At 72.1% G+C, this 17,936-nt stretch carries 14 protein-coding genes and 1 pseudogene; 4 read left to right on the forward strand and 11 right to left on the reverse strand.

Going from position 1 to position 17,936, the window contains the following annotated elements; translation table 11 throughout:
- Positions 1–134 precede the first annotated feature (134 nt).
- The gene (locus IM697_RS42745) at positions 135–572 is read right to left on the reverse strand and encodes an ATP-binding protein (RefSeq protein WP_194042780.1); all 438 of its coding nucleotides are present in this window, start codon (positions 570–572) and stop codon (positions 135–137) included.
- Between the two features lie 123 nt (positions 573–695).
- Positions 696–1,037: an anti-sigma factor antagonist BldG gene (bldG, locus tag IM697_RS42750; protein ID WP_003975386.1), complete on the reverse strand. Its 342-nt coding sequence runs from the start codon at positions 1,035–1,037 to the stop codon at positions 696–698.
- An 83-nt stretch (positions 1,038–1,120) separates the two neighbouring features.
- Here bldG and IM697_RS42755 point away from each other — a divergent pair, with 83 nt between their 5' ends.
- Positions 1,121–3,760, forward strand: coding sequence for a DEAD/DEAH box helicase (locus tag IM697_RS42755; protein WP_228044397.1), 2,640 nt, complete (start codon positions 1,121–1,123; stop codon positions 3,758–3,760).
- 110 nt (positions 3,761–3,870) lie between these two features.
- On the opposite strand, the pseudogene IM697_RS42760 reads toward IM697_RS42755, so the two are convergent.
- The 7 genes and pseudogenes from IM697_RS42760 to ssd form a co-directional block, all read right to left on the reverse strand.
- A pseudogene (locus IM697_RS42760) lies at positions 3,871–4,335 on the reverse strand (Rv3654c family TadE-like protein); the annotation flags it as partial.
- Entirely contained in the window at positions 4,332–4,733 is a 402-nt protein-coding gene (locus tag IM697_RS42765; RefSeq protein ID WP_194042782.1) for a TadE family type IV pilus minor pilin, read from the reverse strand. The pseudogene IM697_RS42760 and the gene IM697_RS42765, both read right to left, overlap by 4 nt.
- A complete protein-coding gene (locus IM697_RS42770) occupies positions 4,720–4,944 on the reverse strand; it encodes a DUF4244 domain-containing protein (protein ID WP_194042784.1) in 225 nt (74 codons plus the stop codon). Before IM697_RS42770 ends, IM697_RS42765 begins: the two co-directional genes overlap by 14 nt.
- 132 nt (positions 4,945–5,076) lie before the next feature.
- Positions 5,077–5,886: a type II secretion system F family protein gene (locus IM697_RS42775; protein WP_194042792.1), complete on the reverse strand. Its 810-nt coding sequence runs from the start codon at positions 5,884–5,886 to the stop codon at positions 5,077–5,079.
- Positions 5,883–6,743 carry a type II secretion system F family protein gene (locus IM697_RS42780; protein WP_194042802.1) on the reverse strand — a complete coding sequence of 287 codons (861 nt, stop codon included), beginning with the start codon at positions 6,741–6,743 and terminating at the stop codon, positions 5,883–5,885. Before IM697_RS42780 ends, IM697_RS42775 begins: the two co-directional genes overlap by 4 nt.
- Positions 6,736–8,097, reverse strand: a complete 1,362-nt coding sequence (locus IM697_RS42785; protein ID WP_228044398.1) for a TadA family conjugal transfer-associated ATPase — start codon at positions 8,095–8,097, stop codon at positions 6,736–6,738. The genes IM697_RS42780 and IM697_RS42785 overlap by 8 nt, the downstream gene beginning before the upstream one ends.
- Before the next feature lie 623 nt (positions 8,098–8,720).
- On the reverse strand, positions 8,721–9,824 hold the full coding sequence (gene ssd, locus IM697_RS42790; protein ID WP_228044399.1) for a septum site-determining protein Ssd: 1,104 nt from the start codon (positions 9,822–9,824) through the stop codon (positions 8,721–8,723).
- A 592-nt stretch (positions 9,825–10,416) separates the two neighbouring features.
- Between ssd and IM697_RS42795 the strand changes: the two genes are divergently transcribed.
- The gene (locus tag IM697_RS42795) at positions 10,417–11,250 is read left to right on the forward strand and encodes an HAD family hydrolase (protein ID WP_194042804.1); all 834 of its coding nucleotides are present in this window, start codon (positions 10,417–10,419) and stop codon (positions 11,248–11,250) included.
- A 434-nt stretch (positions 11,251–11,684) separates the two neighbouring features.
- Here the strand turns inward: IM697_RS42795 and IM697_RS42800 are convergent, their stop codons facing one another.
- Entirely contained in the window at positions 11,685–12,509 is an 825-nt protein-coding gene (locus tag IM697_RS42800; RefSeq protein ID WP_194042806.1) for a Fic family protein, read from the reverse strand.
- Positions 12,510–12,610: 101 nt separating this feature from the next.
- Between IM697_RS42800 and IM697_RS42805 the strand changes: the two genes are divergently transcribed.
- Positions 12,611–13,720 (forward strand): ATP-binding protein, encoded by a 1,110-nt coding sequence (locus tag IM697_RS42805; RefSeq protein ID WP_228044400.1) that lies wholly within the window; start codon positions 12,611–12,613, stop codon positions 13,718–13,720.
- On the opposite strand, the gene IM697_RS42810 is transcribed toward IM697_RS42805, so the two are convergent.
- Positions 13,710–15,020, reverse strand: coding sequence for a polysaccharide deacetylase family protein (locus IM697_RS42810; protein WP_194042808.1), 1,311 nt, complete (start codon positions 15,018–15,020; stop codon positions 13,710–13,712). The two genes, IM697_RS42805 and IM697_RS42810, sit on opposite strands and share 11 nt — an antisense overlap.
- A gap of 295 nt (positions 15,021–15,315) precedes the next feature.
- On the opposite strand from IM697_RS42810, the gene IM697_RS42815 reads away from it, so the two are divergent.
- Entirely contained in the window at positions 15,316–17,922 is a 2,607-nt protein-coding gene (locus IM697_RS42815) for a bifunctional SulP family inorganic anion transporter/carbonic anhydrase (RefSeq protein ID WP_194042810.1), read from the forward strand.
- Positions 17,923–17,936: the final 14 nt, after the last annotated feature.

The raw sequence follows: 17,936 nt of genomic DNA on the forward strand, positions 1-17,936 counted from the left end.
TTGATCGTGAAGGAATTCACGAAATGTGTCGCACGGGCTGGAACAGGGACCACTGTAGGCCGGACCACCGCGCCCCCGACATGCCGAAGGGCCCTACTCAGTAGGGCCCTTCGGTACAGAACAGAGGGTGGGACTCAGGAGAGCACCGCGGCCGGCGGTGTGGTCGGCCAGGTCATACGGATCAGCCCACCATGCTCCCCTGCGGAGACCTCCACGTCGTCGACGAGGCCGCTGATGACCGCGAGGCCCATCTCGTCCTCCTCGGCCTCGACGTCGCCGTCGACGCCCGCGACACCGGGCACCCGCTCACCGGGAGCGGTGCGTGGTGCCTCGTCGCCGACCTCGATGGAGAACTGCTTCTCCTCCTCGATCAGCGACACCTTCACCGGCGCCGTGATGCCGACGCTCTGGTGCAGTCCGACGGCCCGGGTGCAGGCCTCGCCCACGGCGAGCCTGACCTCGTCCAGGACGGCCTCGTCCACTCCGGCCCTGCGCGCCACCGCTGCCGCCACCAGACGGGCGGTCCTGACGTGCTCGGGCAGCGCGCTGAAGCGGAGTTCAACGGTGGCCATGCATCCCCCTCGGAACTTCGGGCGTGCCGTGCCGGGGACCGGGCTGCCGAAAGCCCGGTCCACCGCCTCTCTTTCAACTTCTGCCGCCCCGGGCCCGCACTACGGCGGGCCCGGGTCCGGTGGTCAGTCGGTCGCCGCCACCGCTTCCTCGACCGAGGTGTGGATCGGGAACACCTTGGTGAGGCCGGTGATGCGGAAGATCTTGAGAATGCGCTCCTGGTTGCAGACCAGGCGCAGGGAGCCCTCATGGGCGCGCACCCGCTTCAAGCCGCCGACCAGCACGCCGAGCCCGGTGGAGTCGAGGAAGTCCACGCCCTCCATGTCGACGACGAGGTGGAAACTCCCGTCGTTCACCAGCTCGACCAACTGCTCGCGCAGCTTGGGCGCGGTATATACGTCGATTTCGCCACCGACCTCGACGACCGTACGATCGCCGACGGTACGGGTCGACAGGGACAGGTCCACGGATCCTCCAGCACCTTGCTATCGAGCGGTCGTCCCTCGGGACACCTTCGGCTTGCAGCCCCCAGGACGGTTCGCCAGCCGCGATGGCATTCAATCACTTACCGGCAGGCGTGCACGACGCCTTGGTCCCATTGTCCGTCACGCCAGTGACACACTCGGTGCCGATGGCCAAGAATCACCGATCCGATCGATCCCCGACGGGCCCCGTCTCCCGGGTGGACCCGAGCACGGTGCTGGGCCGACTCGCCTCGGGGCCGAGCCGGGCTTCGCGCATCACTCATACGGAGCATGTGCCCCCGCGCGAGGGCCGCCATGCCGTCTGGCCCGACCGGATCCGCGCCGAAGTCATCGCCGCGGTGCAGACGGCCGGAATCGAACATCCCTGGGCCCACCAGGCACAAGCCGCCGAGCACGCCCTCGACGGCGACTCGGTGGTCGTCGCCACGGGCACCGCGTCCGGCAAGTCCCTGGCCTACCTCGTGCCGGTCCTCTCGACACTTCTGGACGGCTCAGAGGCTCCCAACGGCCGCGGCGCCACCGCCCTCTACCTGGCCCCCACCAAGGCTCTTGCGGCGGACCAGTGCCGTTCGGTGAAGGAACTTTCACATCCGCTGGGCAATTCCGTCCGACCTGCTGTGTATGACGGCGATACTCCGTTCGAGGAACGGGAGTGGATCCGCCAGTACGCCAACTACGTCCTGACCAACCCCGACATGCTGCACCGCGGCATACTCCCGTCCCACCCGCGCTGGTCCTCCTTCCTGAAGGCGCTGAAGTACGTCGTCATCGACGAGTGCCACACCTACCGCGGTGTCTTCGGCTCCCACGTCGCCCAGGTCCTGCGCCGGCTGCGCCGCCTGTGCGCCCGCTACGGCGCCTCTCCCGTCTTCCTGCTCGCCTCCGCGACCGCCGCCGAGCCCGCGGTCGCCGCCCGCCGCCTCACCGGCCTCCCCGTCGTGGAGGTCGCCGACGACGCCTCCCCGCGCGGCGAGCTGGTCTTCGCCCTCTGGGAGCCCCCGCTCACCGAGCTCCAGGGCGAGAAGGGCGCCCCCGTCCGGCGTACGGCCACCGCCGAGACGGCGGACCTGCTGACCGACCTCGCCGTCCAGGGCGTCCGCTCGGTCGCCTTCGTACGCTCCCGGCGCGGCGCCGAGCTGATCTCGGTGATCGCCCAGGAACGCCTCGCCGAAGTCGACCGCTCCCTCCCCCGGCGTGTCGCGGCCTACCGGGGCGGCTACCTCCCCGAGGAACGCCGCGCCCTGGAGCAGGCCCTCCACTCCGGCGAACTCCTCGGCCTGTCCGCCACCACCGCCCTGGAACTCGGCATCGACGTCTCCGGCCTGGACGCCGTCCTGATCGCCGGTTACCCGGGCACGCGCGCCTCCCTGTGGCAGCAGGCGGGCCGCGCCGGCCGCGCCGGGCAGGGGGCGCTGGCCGTCCTGGTCGCCCGCGACGACCCGCTGGACACCTATCTCGTCCACCACCCCGAGGCCTTGTTCGACCGTCCGGTGGAATCGACGGTCCTGGACCCGGACAACCCGTACGTCCTCGCCCCGCACCTGTGCGCGGCGGCGGCGGAGATCCCCCTGACGGACGAGGACCTGGCGCTGTTCGGCCCCGAGGCCGAGGGGTTGCTGCCGCAACTGGAGGCCGCGAAGCTGCTGCGCCGCCGCACCAAGGCCTGGCACTGGACACGCCGGGAGCGTGCCGCCGACCTGACCGACATCCGCGGTGAGGGCGGCCGCCCGGTCCAGGTCGTCGAGTCCGGGACGGGCCGGCTGCTCGGCACGGTCGACGCGGGCGCCGCGCACAGCACGGTGCACGAGGGCGCGGTGCACCTGCACCAGGGCCGCACCTACCTCGTCCGCTCCCTGGACCTGGAGGACTCCGTCGCCCTGGTCGAGGAGGCCGCGCCACCGTATTCGACGGTCGCCCGGGACACGACGGCCATCTCCGTCCTGGAGACCGACATCGAGGTCCCCTGGGGCGACGGCCGCCTGTGCTACGGCTCCGTCGAGGTCACCAACCAAGTGGTCTCCTTCCTGCGCCGCCGACTGATCACCGGCGAGGTACTGGGCGAGACGAAACTCAACCTCCCTCCTCGTACGCTGCGCACACGCGCGGTGTGGTGGACGGTCACCGAGGACCAGCTGGACGAGGCCCGGATCAACCCGGAGATCCTCGGCGGCGCCCTGCACGCCGCCGAGCACGCCTCCATCGGCCTGCTGCCCCTCTTCGCGACCTGCGACCGCTGGGACATCGGCGGCGTCTCGATCCCGCTCCACCCGGACACGCTCCTCCCAACGGTCTTCGTCTACGACGGCCACCCCGGCGGCGCGGGCTTCGCGGAACGCGCCTTCCACACCGCCCGCTCCTGGCTCACGGCCACCCGCGAGGCCATCGCCTCCTGCGACTGCGACGCCGGCTGCCCGTCCTGCATCCAGTCCCCCAAGTGCGGCAACGGGAACGATCCGCTGCACAAGAGGGGGGCGGTGCGGTTGCTCGGCGTGCTGTTGAAGGGGGCGGTGGAGGGGGAGGCCGGGGAACGGAGGGCTGGGGAGCGGGGGGATGGGGCGGAGGACGCCGGGGACCGGAAGTCCGGGGAGCAGGACGCCGGGGAGAGGGAGGGCACGATGTCCGCGTTGGTCGGGGAGGGGCACGGTGTCGGGGCCGCGGGGTCAGGTCTTGGAGGTTCCGTCGGTCCCGAAGAGGCGCGCGGCTGAGGCTTCGTCGACGCGGGCGGGTCTGCGGGCTCCGTCGGCCCTGGAGGGGCGGGTGGCGAAGGCCCCATCGGCACAGACACCCCCACAGGGTCCCTCGACCCCTCGGTCGCAGGGCCCGGCGGTGAAGTCCCCGTCGGCACAGGCGCCCCCGCAGGCCCCGCTCGTGCCCTGACCTCCGCCGCGAACGGGCCCCTGCCCGACGCCGCCGTCACGTCCGAGACCTCGCCCACCAGCACGCACCGCACGAGCCGCGCACCCTGGGCCCGGGCCACCTCTTCCGCCCGGCCGCAGGCCGCCGTAGCGCCCTCCGCCCAGTGGTCGGCCGCCGCCAGCGCCGCGAGGTCCGCGCCGCCGGCCGCGCGATGCCGGGTCACGACGGCTTGGCCCAGGGCGAGTGCGATGCCGAAGACGACACAGAGCACGGTGATGACGCCGAGGCTCCACACGGTGGCGGAACCCCGATCGGAGCGCAGACCGGCCGCAGGCTTCCGGGCCGTGCGCCGACCGTCGGCCGCGTCATGCCCGAAGCCGCGCCCGGGAACAGCCCTCCGGATGGTTGCGGAACCTCCTCTCATGTCCCCGCCCCCACCGTCTCCTCCGCCGACGCCACGGCCTCCTCCCGCACCTCGAACGGGAGCCCGCTCAGCAGCGGCGGCTTGGCGACGACGACCACGCGGACCTGGTCCCCCTCCCGGCCGACGGTGATCGTCGATCCGCGCGGTGCCGCCTCACGGGCCACCTCGACCACCGCATCGTGCGGATCCTGCCGAGCCGCCGCACGGGCTCCCGTCCGGGCCGCGTCCACGCACTGGATCTGCGCCGCCATCACCAGCAGCCCCCACACCAGTGCCATCGCGAACATGACCAGCACCGGCAGTACGACGGCCGACTCCGCCGTCACGAACCCCCGGTCCGAGCCCCAGCCCGGCCTCCGGACCGATCCCGGCTCCCTCTCCCCCTCACATCCGCGCATCGAGCGCCTGCTTCACGATGGCCTGCAACTCCGCGCTGACCTGACCGCTCGTCACGACCTTGTAGAGCACCACGGCGAACGCCACCGCCGCGACGATCCCCATCGCGTACTCGGAGGTGACCATCCCCGCGTCCCCCCGCACCCCCCGCGCGGCCCGCAGCCTGACCTTGCACACCAGCGCGCGCATCCGTGCCCATACCGCCTTGTACATCACAACCCCCGTAAGGTTCGGCCCCGTTGAAACCGGTTGTTGGAACCAGTCGTTGAAGTTCTGCCGTCGAATCTCTGTCGTTGCATCCGTGCCCGGCATGTCCGCCGTGGCGTGTCTGCCGTCCTCACCCAGTCATCCGCTGCCTCCTCCCAGCACCCCGCCCGCAAGCCCGATGACGACCGGCGCCACGCCCACCGCGATGAACGCGGGCAGGAAGCACAGCCCCACCGGCGCGCTGACCATGACGGCCGCCCGTCTGGCCCGTTCCGTCGCGTTCCGCGTCCAGTCGGCGCGGGCCTCCGCGGCGAGCCGTGCCACCGGTCCGGCCGCCGGAAGCCCCGTGACATCGGCCCGTTCCAGCAACCGCGCCAGCGCCCCGGCCCCGGGCATCGAGGCCAGCCGCTGCCACGCCTCGCCCGGTTCACCACCGAGCCGCACCTCTGCCGCGCCTCGCGCCAGCCCGTCCCCTACGGGACCGCCCAGGGCGTCACCCACGGCCTGCGCCGCGATCACCGGTCCGGCTCCCGCCGCGATGCAGGCCGCGAGCAGATCGGCGGCGAGCGGAAGCCGGCGTGCCACCTCACCGGCGTCGCATTCCTCGGTGGCCACACCAACGGCTCCCTGCCGACGCCGCCACAGCCACAGCCCGCCCGCGACGACCAGCCCCACCGCCGGCCCGGCGATCCCACCGACCAGTGCCCAACCGGCGCCCACGACCGCCACCAAGGGCAGCCACTGCCGCATGCCCTGCCGAACGTCGAACCGTCTGCGAGCCGACGCCCCGTCGCCGGACGCCATCACGCCCGCCAGCCGTATCACCCCGGCCAGGCGTCGCCGGACCTTCCGCTCGCAGCGGATCTCCGCCGACCACCGCAACAGCCACCAGCCGACCAACACCGCACCCACGACCATCCCCAGCCTGTGGACAAACTCCGCGCTCACACCGCCTCCGCTCCCCGCACGATCCGCGTCGCCCACCACATCCCCAGCCCTTCCAGCACTCCGCCGACGACCAGGCACCCGAACCCCGCCCCGGTGTGCAGCAGCACATACAGCGGGTCGGCCCCCATGGCGGCCCCGAGCAGCAGCCCCAGCACCGGCAACCCGGCGAGCATCACCACCGTCGATCTGGCGCCGGCCAACTGAGCGCGCAGGTCGGCGCGTTGGTCCCGCTCGGCCCGCAACGCCCCCTCCAGCCGGTCGAGGCCGGCCGCGAGCCCCGCGCCCTGGTCCACGGCCACCCGCCAGCACGCCGCCAGGCCCAGCAGGCCCTCCGCGCCCGGCTGCCGTGCCGCGGAGGCGAGCGCACCCGGCACATCCCCGCCGAACTTCGCCGCCGCCAACACCGCGGACTGCGCCTCACCGAGCCCGCCGGAATCCCGTGCCGCCAGCAGCAACGCCTCACCGGGCTGCCGCCCGGCCCGCACCTCCCCGGCGAGTCCCGCGCACAGCGCGATCACCGCGGCCCCGCGACGCTCCCGCGCCCGCCGCGCTTCTCGGGCCAGCCGCACCCGCCGCAGCAACGGCACCCCGGCCGCCCCCGCGACGACCGGTAACACCGACGCCCCCAGTACGCCCAGCACCAGCCCGACGGCAAGCGCCCACCACTCGGCACGCACCCGCGCCCGCAGCCGCCGCAGTCCCCCGGCCAACCGCCGCCAGTCGTCCGGTCCGGCACCCACCGCCCCGCCGCCCGCCAGCAGCAACTGCGCTCGCCGCGCCCCGGAGTTCGGCCCGCCCAGCAAACAGACGGCCGCACCCAGGCACAGCACGGCCGCGCCCGCCGACAGCTCACCCACTCAGATCACCGAACCCTTCACGATCACCACGCCCTTCCACCACGACTCGCGCGGCCTCAGGAGCCCGACGGCTGTCCAGTCCGCCGACACCCGCACCCGCCCGAGCCGGGCTCCTGTCATCGCCCTCACCCCGAAGCAGCTCCCGCAGCCGCTCCCAGCCCCGCTCGCGCACGAACGCCTCCTCGCCCCACCGCAAAGCAGGCACCGTCCGCACCAACCCCGACGGATCCCGCTCCAGCACATGCACCTCGGCGATCCGCCGGCGCCCGGTCCGGTCGCGTGCGAGATGGAGTACGACCGACAGCGCGGCCGCCAACTGGCTGTGCAGCGCGGCCCGGTCGAGCCCTGCCGCCGTGCCGAGTGCCTCCAGCCGGGCCGGCACATCGGCCGCCGCGTTCGCATGGACGGTCCCGCAGCCTCCCTCGTGGCCGGTGTTCAACGCGGCCAGCAGATGGACGACTTCGCCTCCGCGCACCTCGCCCACGACCAGTCGGTCCGGCCGCATCCGCAGCGCCTGCCGCACCAGGTCCTCGAGGGTGACCAGTCCGGCGCCCTCCTGGTTGGCGGGTCTGCTCTCCAGCCGTACGACATGCGGATGCTCCGGCCTGAGCTCCGCGGAGTCCTCGGCGAGCACGATCCGCTCGCCCGGCCCGACCAGCCCGAGCAACGCGCTGAGCAGCGTGGTCTTGCCGCTCCCCGTGCCGCCGCTGATGAGGAACGACAGCCGCGCATCGAGCAGCGCGCGCAGCACCCGGTCCCCACCCGGCGGCACCGTGCCCGCCGCGACCAGTTCGTCCAGCGTGAACGCCCGCGGCCGTACGACCCGCAGTGACAAGCAGGCGCAGCCGACGGCGACCGGTGGCAGCACCGCGTGCAGCCGGGTCCCGTCGGGCAGCCGGGCGTCCACCCAGGGCCGCGCGTCGTCCAGTCGCCGCCCGGCCACCGCGGCGAGGCGCTGCGCGAGACGTCGTACGGCTGTCGCGTCCGGGAAGGACACGGACGTCAGCTCCAGGCCGCCGCCCCGGTCCACCCAGACCCGGTCCGGCGCCGACACCAGCACGTCCGTCACCGACGGATCGGCGAGCAGCGCTTCCAGTGGCCCACTTCCGACCAGCTCCGAGCGCAACTGCTGCGCCGCCCCGAGGACTTCGGCGTCTCCCAGCACCCTGCCCTGCTCCCGCAGGGCCTGAGCCACCCGCGCGGGCGTCGGCTCGGCCCCGCTCTCGGCCAGCCACTGCCGCACCCCGTCGAGCAGTTCCGACGGCGTACCCGCCCCGTCCGCCGACCCACCCGACGCCCAGCGCACACCTGGCGGACCGGCCCGCTCGACCGGCCCCCGCCAAGCACCGTCCATCCCCGCACCGGCCGTACTCACCGCACCGTGCGACAGCCGCCGCCCACCACCGACGCGACCGGAACCATCCGGCGTCGCCGATCCGCTCGCGCCCGGCAGCGCCGATCCGCTCGCGCCCGGCAGCGCCACACCGCCCGACGCCGATCGCGGCACACTCGCACTCGTCCAACCGTCCGACGCCGAACGCGGCACACCCGCACTCGCCACACCGTCCGACGTCGAACGCGGCACCCCCGCACTCACCACACCGCCCGACGCCGATCGAGACGCGCCCGCAGAAGCCCCGCCGCCAGAAGCCCCGCCGCCAGACACCCCGCGCGGCACGCTCACCCGTGCCTCGCCGTCCGAGGCCCGCCGAGGCACACCCACACTCGCCCCACCACCGGACGCCGATCGAGACGCGCCCGCAGAAGCCCCGCCGCCACCCGAAGCCCACCGAGGCACCCCAGTACGCACCCCGTCCCCCGAAGCCCACCGAGGCCTCCCCGAACGAGACGTGCCCGAACAAGACGCACCCGAGCGCGCCCCGCCCTCCGCCGCCCCACCCGACCGCCGCCGCCCAGCCGACGCCCGTACCGACCCCGCCTCGCCACCGCTCGCCCGCTCGCGCCCCGAAGCCGTACTCATGCCACCCTCGCTTCCAGCAACGCCCGCTCCCAGAACTCCCGGCAGAAGCGCGCCAGCGGCCCCCGCCCCGCCGCCCCCGGCGGTTCCTTGCTCTCGTGCGGTCGCAGCAGTCCCGGCTCGACCGGCACCTCGCCCACCAGCGGCAGGTCCAGCAGCCGGGCGACCTCGTGGTCGTCGAGGCCGGGTGCGTAGGGCCCGCGTACGGCCACTCGCAGGTCCCGCAGGACCAACCGGACCGCGGAGGCCATCTGTCGGGCGGCGGCGACGGCGCGCAGTTCGGCGGGGACCACGAGGACCCCGACGTCGAGTTGGGCGAGGGCTTCCGCGAGCCCGTCGTCGATGCGGCGGGGCAGGTCGACGACGACCGCGCCACCCCGGCGCCGGGCAGCGGCGAGCACGGCTCGCATGGCCGGTGCCGGAACGGCGAGGCTGTCGCCGCGATCCCAGCTCAGCACTCGCAGGGAGTGCAGTCTCGGCAGCGACTCCTCCAGCGCGCCGCTGCCGAGCCGCCCGCGCGAACCGGCGAACGAGGGCCAGCGCAGCCCTTCGGCCGCCTCCCCGCCCAGCAGGACATCGAGGCCGCCGCCCAGCGGATCGGCGTCCACCAGCAGCGTGCGCAGGCCCTCACGTGCGGCCGTGACGGCGAGGGCGCACGCGAGTGTGGAGGCTCCGGCCCCGCCGCGGCCGCCGATGACGCCGACGGTGAGGGCGGGCCGGCCGACGCCCTCGGCGACATCGGCGATGCGGTCGACCAGCCACTGTTCGCCGTCGGGCAGCATCAGGACGTGGTCGGCGCCGATCTCGACGGCCCGGCGCCAGACCCCGGCGTCGTCCTGGTCCCGCCCGACGAGCACCACGCCGCGCCTGCGCCCGGCCCCGCGCACGCGGCGTGCGGCGTCGTCCCCGACCAGGACGAGCGGCGCGGCCTCCCAGCTCCCTCTGGGCTCGGGCACCCCGTGGTGGACCTCGGGTGTGGCGCCGGCCGCGGCGCACAGGCGCAGCAGGTCGTCGAGCAGTTCGGCGTCCTCCGTGACGATCAATGGCTTGCCCGGCTGCCCGGAGGCGGCGGGCTGCGGATCGTGTGTGACGGCTGCGGTCACGGTTTCCGTCCCCCTTCGCTGCATCACTCGCGCGGCCCTGCGGCCCCGCGATTCCCAAACGTGTGAAGAACCGGCGACCGGCCTCCATATGAACGGCCGATACGAACCGGCCAAACACGCCCGACAAACCGGAACCGGCCATGAAGTCGGCCCGAGCGGGACGCGTTGGAATCACGGTGCAGCGATCCCGAAAATCGTGTGGATCTTGGTCGATAACTGTGGACAACTCGGCGGTTGTGAATATCGCCGTCACCCAAACCGGTGACCCCCCAGCGCCCTCTGACCGACCTCAGTACGACTCCCGCAGAGCAGCACGACGACTACGCACAGTCACGGATCATGGATGTGGCGAGCGGACGGCCGCAGCCGCCTCGTAGCGGCCCCGCGATCGCACTCCGAAAAGGAAAACCCACCCGGACATGCGACGACCCCCGCCGGGGGGGAGAGCGGGGGTCGTCTCCACGGCCGACTCGGGGGGGGAGGAGTCGGACCGGGTTAGCACGGTCGCGAACGATCCGTGACTTCCATGGTGTACCCGAGAGCCCTCTCAGGCAAACCCACGCGCCCACCTTACGCCGAATGGGCTGCGCCTATGCTCAGGGTCGTGGAAAACCACTCCTTGCCCCGCACAGCGGCCTTCTTTGACCTGGACAAGACGGTCATTGCGAAGTCGAGCACGCTCACGTTCAGCAAGTCGTTCTACCAAGGCGGTCTGATCAACCGCAGGGCCGCCTTGCGGACCGCATATGCCCAGTTCGTCTTCCGCTTGGGCGGTATGGACCATGACCAGATGGAGCGCACGCGCGAGTACCTGTCCGCGCTCGTGCGCGGCTGGAACGTCCAGCAGGTCAAGGAGCTCGTCGCCGAGACGCTCCACGACCTGATCGACCCGATCATCTACGACGAGGCCGCCTCCCTGATCGAGGAGCACCACACCGCAGGTCGCGACGTGGTGATCGTGTCCACGTCGGGCGCCGAGGTGGTCGAGCCGGTCGGCGAGCTGCTCGGCGCCGACCGCGTGGTGGCCACGCGCATGGTCGTGGGCGACGACGGCTGCTTCACCGGGGAGGTGGAGTACTACGCGTACGGTCCGACGAAGGCCGAGGCGATCAGGGAGCTGGCCGAGTCAGAGGGCTACGACCTCGACCGCTGTTACGCCTACAGCGACTCGGCGACCGATCTGCCGATGCTCGAGACGGTCGGGCATCCGCACGCCGTCAACCCGGACCGCGCCCTGCGGCGCGAGGCGCTCGCGCGCGGGTGGCCGATTCTCGACTTCCATCGCCCGGTCCGGCTCAAGCAGCGGATCCCCTCCCTCTCCGTACCGCCGCGTCCCGCGCTCGTCGCGGCCGCGGCCATAGGAGCGGCCGCGGCCACCGCGGGCCTCGTCTGGTACGCCAACCGACGCCGGACGGCAACCGCCTGACCTGCAGACCCGCTTCACCCCCACCTCACCCGGCAAACCGCTGCCCGTTTGAAGTGGTTTGCGAGTAAAAGTAAAGAACTGCAGCGAAGCCTTCCGCTTGGTTGTGGCCTGGAGTACAAAGGACTCAACGGCCCGCGAGACCAAGGACATCCGAGAGGATCACCTTTAATACGCATTTGGCCCCACGGACCGAGCATGGACATCGGGCACCCACGCGACGTCGACCCGTCGATTACGGGCCAGCCGCACCAGGTGACGGGCAAAGTTCCCGACCTGATGGGCAACATATCGAGGACGCTTGGTAACCCGGTGAACATGCCAGCGGCGGTACGAATCCTCGTACCGCCGCAACTCATGTGCGCCACGCGCGGGCCTTTTCGCGGCCTACGACTTTCAAGTCGCCTCCACCGTCAGGCCACGCACGCGCGCGCCCGCTACGCCGCCCCGCGCTGCAACGCCTCGCACACCGCCGTCGACTCCCGCGCACCGAGTTCGATCGCCCTGCCGCAGTGCGCGATCCACGCGGCCACGCCCTCGGGAGTGCCGGAGACATAGCCGTCGAGCGCCGCCAGATAGGCGGTGCGGCCCAGTTCGGCGTGGCCGACCTCGGCCGGGCAGACGGACTTCGGGTCGAGGCCGCTGCCGACCAGGACGATGCGCTCGGCCGTGCGCGCGACCAGGCCGTTGTGGGAGGTGAAGGGGCGCAGTGCGAGGAGTTCGCCGTGCACGACGGCGGCCGTCACCAGGGCGGGCGCGGAACCGCCGGCGATGATCACCTCGGACAGCCCCTCCAGTCGGCCGTGCACCTCGGCCGCGCTCGGCAGCGGCAGCTCGACCAGTGGCTCGTCGACCGGCTCGCCCTCCTGACGCGGGCGTCCGACCTGCTCCTCCTTGCCGGCCGCCGCCACCAGGTGCAGCCGGGCCAGCACCCGCAGCGGCGACTGCCGCCAGATGGACAGCAGTTGGCCGGCCTCGGCCGTCAGACGCAGGGCCGCGCCCATGGCGCGCGCCTCGTCGTCGCCGCTGAAGTCGGTACGCCGGCGCACCTCTTCGAGCGCCCAGTCGGCACCGGACAGGGCGGCGGTGCCACGGGCGCCGCGCAGGGCAGCCTCGGAGGTGATCTCGTTGCTGCGGCGCCGCATGATCCGGTGCCCGTAGACCCGGTCCACCGCCTTGCGCACGGACTCCACGGACTCGGGCACCCCGGGCAGTGAACCGAGGGCCGCGAGCGGATCGGCGGTCGCACCTGTCGCACTCATGAGTACGACATTACGCACCTCGGAGCCCCGCCCCTCGATCGAGTGGCCTTCTTCACGCGCGCCTGCCACGTACAGCTATCACGCGACTACTCTTCGTGAACATGAAAATTGCTTTCGTCGGGAAGGGTGGCAGCGGCAAGACCACGCTGTCCTCCCTCTTCATCCGCCATCTCGCGACTGTCGGCGCACCGACCGTGGCCGTGGACGCCGACATCAACCAGCATCTGGGAGTCGCGCTCGGCCTCGACGAGGCGGAGGCCGCCGCGCTACCGGCGATGGGTGAGCGGCTGCCGATGATCAAGGACTGTCTGCGCGGCACGAATCCACGGATCACCTCTGCCCGGACGATGATCAAGACGACACCGCCCGGAGAGGGTTCGCGGCTGCTGCGGGTGTGCGAGGACAACCCGATCTACGACGCCTGCGCCCGGCCGGTGGAACTCGACTGCGGCACCGTCCGTTTGATGGTCACCGGCCCCTTCACGGATTCCGATCTGGGGGTCGCCTGCTACCACTCCAAGACGGGGGCGGTGGAGCTGTTCCTGAACCACCTGGTGGACGGCCCCGGCGAATACGTCGTGGTCGACATGACGGCCGGCTCGGACTCCTTCGCCTCCGGCATGTTCACCCGCTTCGACATCACGTTCCTCGTCGCCGAGCCGACCCGGAAGGGGGTCTCCGTCTATCGCCAGTACCGCGAGTACGCCCGCGACTTCGGAGTCGTCCTGAAGGTCGTCGGCAACAAGGTGCAGGGTCAGGACGACCTGGACTTCCTCCGCGCCGAGGTCGGCGACGACCTGCTGGTGACCGTCGGGCACTCGGACTGGGTGCGCTCCATGGAGAAGGGCCGCCCGCCCCGGTTCGAGCTCCTGGAGGACACCAACCACCTCGCCCTGCGCCGACTGCACACGGCCGTGGACGCGACGTACGAGCTGCGGGACTGGGAGCGCTACACCCACCAGATGGCGCACTTCCACCTGAAGAACGCCCGGACCTGGGCGAACGAGCGCACCGGGATCGACCTGGCGGCGCAGATCGACCCCGGGTTCATGCTCGGCGAGAGCGCCGTAGCCCTGCCCGAGGGCGTCGGCGAGGACACCGTTGCCCAACCCGAGGACATCGGCGAGAACACCGCTGCCCAACCCGAGGACATCGGCGAGAACACCGTCGACCTCCCCGAGGGCAACTCCCGCCTGACCTCTACTGCTTGACCGCCGGCGCCCCGGGCACCCCCTTCGGGGCCGGGGCCGGATGCTTCGACAGGAAGGCGGCCCAGCCCTGCTTCGGGGCCTCGCCGACCCCCAGGGTGCGCAGCTTCTTCAGGACCGCCGGGTCCTGGGCGTCCAGCCAGTCGGCGAGCTGCCGGAAGGAGACACAGCGCACGTCGGGCTTGTTGCAGACGGCCTCGACGACCTCCTCGACGGCGCGCATATAGGTGCCGCCGTTCCAGGACTCGAAGTGGTTGCCGATGATCAGGGGCGCGCGGTTGCCGTCGTAGGCCCGGCGGAAGCCCATGAGCAGGCCGTCGCGCATCTGGTCGCCCCAGAACTCGTGCTTGTCGGGGTCGCCCTGGCTCGTGGTGCCCGACTGGTTGACCATGAAGTTGTAGTCCATGGTGAGCTGCTCGTAGGAGTGCCCGGGGAACGGCACGAGCTGCATGGACAGGTCCCACAAGCCCTCCCTCTTCCTGGGCCAGAGCTGGTTGTTGACGCCGCTGGAGTCATAGCGGAAGCCCATCTCGCGCGCGGCCTTCACGAAGTTCTTCCGGCCTTCCAGACAGGGCGTGCGGGCGCCGATGAGCTCCTTGTCGTAGTCGAAGGGCAGGGGGGCCGCCTCGGTCATCCCGGTGTTGGTCTTCCAGGACTTGACGAATCGTTTCGCCTGGATGATCTCGTCCTTCCACTCCTCCACCGACCACTCGCCGACTCCGCCGTTGCCGCCGCAGAAGTGGCCGTTGAAGTGGGTGCCGATCTCATTGCCCTCCAGCCACGCGTGGCGCAACTGCTTCACGGTGTCGGCGATGCCCTGCTCGTCGTTGAAGCCGATGTCGGAGCGGCCCGGAGAGTGCTGCGGGGGCCGGTAGAGGTCGCGCTTGTGGTCCGGCAGCATGTACACGCCGCTGAGGAAGTACGTCATCGTCGCGTTGTTCGCCTTGGCCACCTTGCGGAAGTGCGAGAACAGCTTCTGGCCGTCCTCGCCGGCGCCGTCCCAGGAGAAGACCACGAACTGCGGGGGCTTCTGGCCCGGCTTCATCCGCTCGGGCCTGGGCAGATGCGGCTGCGCGCCGGTGTACGCGGTCGACCCGTCGCCGATCAGGCGGGGCGCGCTCTGCGGCGCGGGAGCCCCCGGCTTCGCCCTGTGCGGCCCGGGTGCGGCGCGCCCGGTGGCGTCCCGGCCGCTCGCGCAGCCGGCGAGCGACGCGGCGCAGACCGCGGCGACGGCGGTACTGGCCGCGATCCTGTGCGTCGCGGCGATGGTGCGGGGGGCGGTGGACCTGCGGGTGGCGGCCATGTTCCGTCCACCTTCTTCCTTCTCTCGGTGCCGACAGCGCCGCAAAGGTCGCACGGAGATCGCGAAGGAATTAGTACGACAAGCCGACTAATTAGCCACTTCACCCTTCAGGGGGATTTATTAGTCCATTTGCTCGGAAAAACTATTCCCTCCCTTTACTTTGCATTACGATTCGTTTACCGACTGTTACATCCCGCCGCTGCACGCCGTGCCCACACGGCCGCGACCCGACCCCTCGCCCCGAGCGGGGGACCACCAGATACGCGACCGCGCTGACCCGGAGGAGACGGGAAACATGTCAGCCTGCGTTCCCACCCGCGCCGACGAACCACGTCGCGAAAAGCACATCCACGAACCCCACAGCCCACCCCCGACCCGGCCCCGCCTCCCTCGCATCGCGGGCGCCGATGTGTCGGCCTCGATCGCGGTCTTCCTGATCGCACTCCCCCTGTCCCTGGGCATCGCCCTGGCCACCGGCGCCCCCCTCCAGGCCGGCCTCGTCGCCGCCGCCGTCGGAGGACTCGTCGCCGGACGGCTCGGTGGTGCCCCGCTCCAGGTCAGCGGCCCCGCCGCCGGACTCACGGTGGTCACCGCCGAGCTCATCCAGCGGTACGGCTGGCGTACGACCTGCGCCATCACCGTCCTCGCCGGTCTCGCCCAACTCGGCCTCGGACTCCTGCGTGTGGCGCGCGGCGCGCTCGCCGTGAGCCCCGCCATCGTGCACGGCATGCTCGCCGGCATCGGCGTCACCATCGCCGTGGCCCAGCTGCACATCGTCCTCGGCGGCACCCCGCACAGCTCGGTCCCGGACAACCTGCGCGAACTGCCCGGCCAGTTGGCCCGCGTCCATCCCGCCGCCCTGTCGGTGAGCGTGCTGACCCTCGCCATGCTGGTGGTCTGGCCCCGGCTTCCCGGCCGGGTCGGCCGCTGGCTGCGCAAGGTGCCGACCCCGCTCGTCGCCGTGGCCGTGGCCACCACGACCGCCTCGCTCGCCGGGCTCCACCTGCCCAAGGTCGACCTGCCGTCCTGGAGCAGCCACGCGCTGGCCTCGCTCCCCGAGGGCCCGGCGCTCGGCCTCGTCGCCGCCGTGCTCACCATCACGCTGGTGTGCAGCGTGCAGTCGCTGCTCGGCGCGGTAGCCGTCGACAAGCTGGTCGCGGGCCGACCGGAGCAGGCCGCCCGCGTCGGCCGCTCCGACCTGGACCGCGAGCTGCTCGGCCAGGGCGCCGCCAATGTCGTCTCCGGCGCACTGGGCGGGCTGCCCATCGCCGGGGTCGCCGTGCGCAGTTCCGCGAATGTGCACGCCGGTGCCGTCAGCCGGAACTCCACGATGCTGCACGGCGTTCTCGTAGTAGTCGCCGCGCTGCTGATGGTCCCGATCCTGGAGCTCATCCCGCTCGCCTCGCTCGCCGCCCTGGTGATGGCCGTCGGCATCCAGATGGTGTCCCTGCACCACATCCGCACGGTGACCCGCCACCGAGAGGCGCTGGTGTACGCCGTCACCACCCTCGGCGTGGTCTTCCTCGGCGTCCTGGAGGGCGTCGCCCTGGGCATCGCCATGGCCGTCGGCGTCGCCCTGCACCGCCTGACCCGCACCCGGATCACGCACGACGAGAAGGAAGGAGTCCATCACGTACATGTACGAGGACAGTTGACGTTCCTCGCGGTGCCGCGGCTCAGCCGGGCCCTGCATCTCGTGCCCCAGGGCGCCCACGCCGTCGTGGAGTTGGACGGGTCCTTCATGGACCACGCGGCGTACGAGTCACTGCAGGACTGGCAGAACACGCACACCGCACACGGCGGCTCCGTCGAGCTGGTCGGCCGCAGGGCCGGGGTCCGGATCGGTGAGCCGACGGGTCCGGCCGGCCTGCATGCCGACGCCGGGAGGTCCACGGCCGGGTCCGCCGACTGCCGTTGCCATCCCTGGACGCCCTGGCGCAACCACCAGTGCGAGATCCCCGAGACGGCCGCCCCGCCCCGCGACGGCCGGCCAGGGGAAGCCCGCGCGAACGGCATCGACGAAACACCCGGGTCCGGCACGCCCTCCGGCACCGACGCCCCCAACGGCCCCACCGGCACCGACAAGCTCGACACGACCGGCGAGTCCGGCGCACCCGGCGCCGCCGACGGCACCGTCGAGTCCGGTCGGGCCGAGGACAACCCGGCCGACGCGGGCGGCGGCGGTGGCGCCGACGACAGCCGGCCGAGTGCGCGTCAACTGGCCCGTGGCATCAGCGCGTTCCAGCGCAACACCGCGCCCCTGGTGCGAAGTGAGCTGGCGCGGCTGGCGCGGGAGGGGCAACGGCCCTCGCAGCTGTTCCTCACCTGCGCGGACTCACGGCTGGTCACATCGATGATCACCTCCAGTGGTCCCGGTGACCTGTTCGTGGTGCGCAATGTGGGCAACCTCGTTCCTCCCCCCGCTGACGCCGGGGGGTGCCCCCAGCCCGGCCAGGAGAGCGGGGACGACTCGGTGGCGGCCGCGATCGAGTACGCCGTGGACGTGCTCCAGGTGCGGTCGATCACGGTGTGCGGGCACTCCGGGTGCGGGGCCATGCAGGCGCTGCTCGCCTCCGAGCCGGACGGCCCGCAGACCCCGCTCCGGCGCTGGCTGCGGCATGGGCGGCCGAGCCTGGAGCGGCTGTCCGACGAGAGCCGCCCCTGGCCCAGGCTCGCCGGGCGGGCGCCGGCCGACGCGGTCGAGCAGCTCTGCCTGACGAACGTGGTCCAGCAGCTGGAGCATCTGCGCACCCATGAGTCGGTGGCCCGGGCCCTGCGGGCGGGGGCGCTGGAGTTGCACGGGATGTACTTCCACGTGGGCGAGGCACAGGCCTATCTGCTCGCCGAGGGGCGTGAGGACGAGGTGTTCGATCACGTGGGGGTGGCCGATCTGTCGGCCTGACGGATGAGAGGTGA

This window comes from Streptomyces ferrugineus, assembly GCF_015160855.1.
Lineage (GTDB): Bacteria > Actinomycetota > Actinomycetes > Streptomycetales > Streptomycetaceae > Streptomyces > Streptomyces ferrugineus.

Coding starts and splice junctions, on each gene's coding strand:
- IM697_RS42745 (WP_194042780.1), bottom strand. CDS start 572: ATGGCCACCGTTGAACTCCGCTTCAGCGCGCTGCCCGAGCACGTCAGG.
- IM697_RS42755 (WP_228044397.1), top strand. CDS start 1,121: ATGGCATTCAATCACTTACCGGCAGGCGTGCACGACGCCTTGGTCCCA.
- IM697_RS42765 (WP_194042782.1), bottom strand. CDS start 4,733: ATGCGCGGATGTGAGGGGGAGAGGGAGCCGGGATCGGTCCGGAGGCCG.
- IM697_RS42770 (WP_194042784.1), bottom strand. CDS start 4,944: ATGTACAAGGCGGTATGGGCACGGATGCGCGCGCTGGTGTGCAAGGTC.
- IM697_RS42785 (WP_228044398.1), bottom strand. CDS start 8,097: ATGGACGGTGCTTGGCGGGGGCCGGTCGAGCGGGCCGGTCCGCCAGGT.
- IM697_RS42795 (WP_194042804.1), top strand. CDS start 10,417: ATGCTCAGGGTCGTGGAAAACCACTCCTTGCCCCGCACAGCGGCCTTC.
- IM697_RS42800 (WP_194042806.1), bottom strand. CDS start 12,509: ATGAGTGCGACAGGTGCGACCGCCGATCCGCTCGCGGCCCTCGGTTCA.
- IM697_RS42805 (WP_228044400.1), top strand. CDS start 12,611: ATGAAAATTGCTTTCGTCGGGAAGGGTGGCAGCGGCAAGACCACGCTG.
- IM697_RS42810 (WP_194042808.1), bottom strand. CDS start 15,020: ATGGCCGCCACCCGCAGGTCCACCGCCCCCCGCACCATCGCCGCGACG.
- IM697_RS42815 (WP_194042810.1), top strand. CDS start 15,316: ATGTCAGCCTGCGTTCCCACCCGCGCCGACGAACCACGTCGCGAAAAG.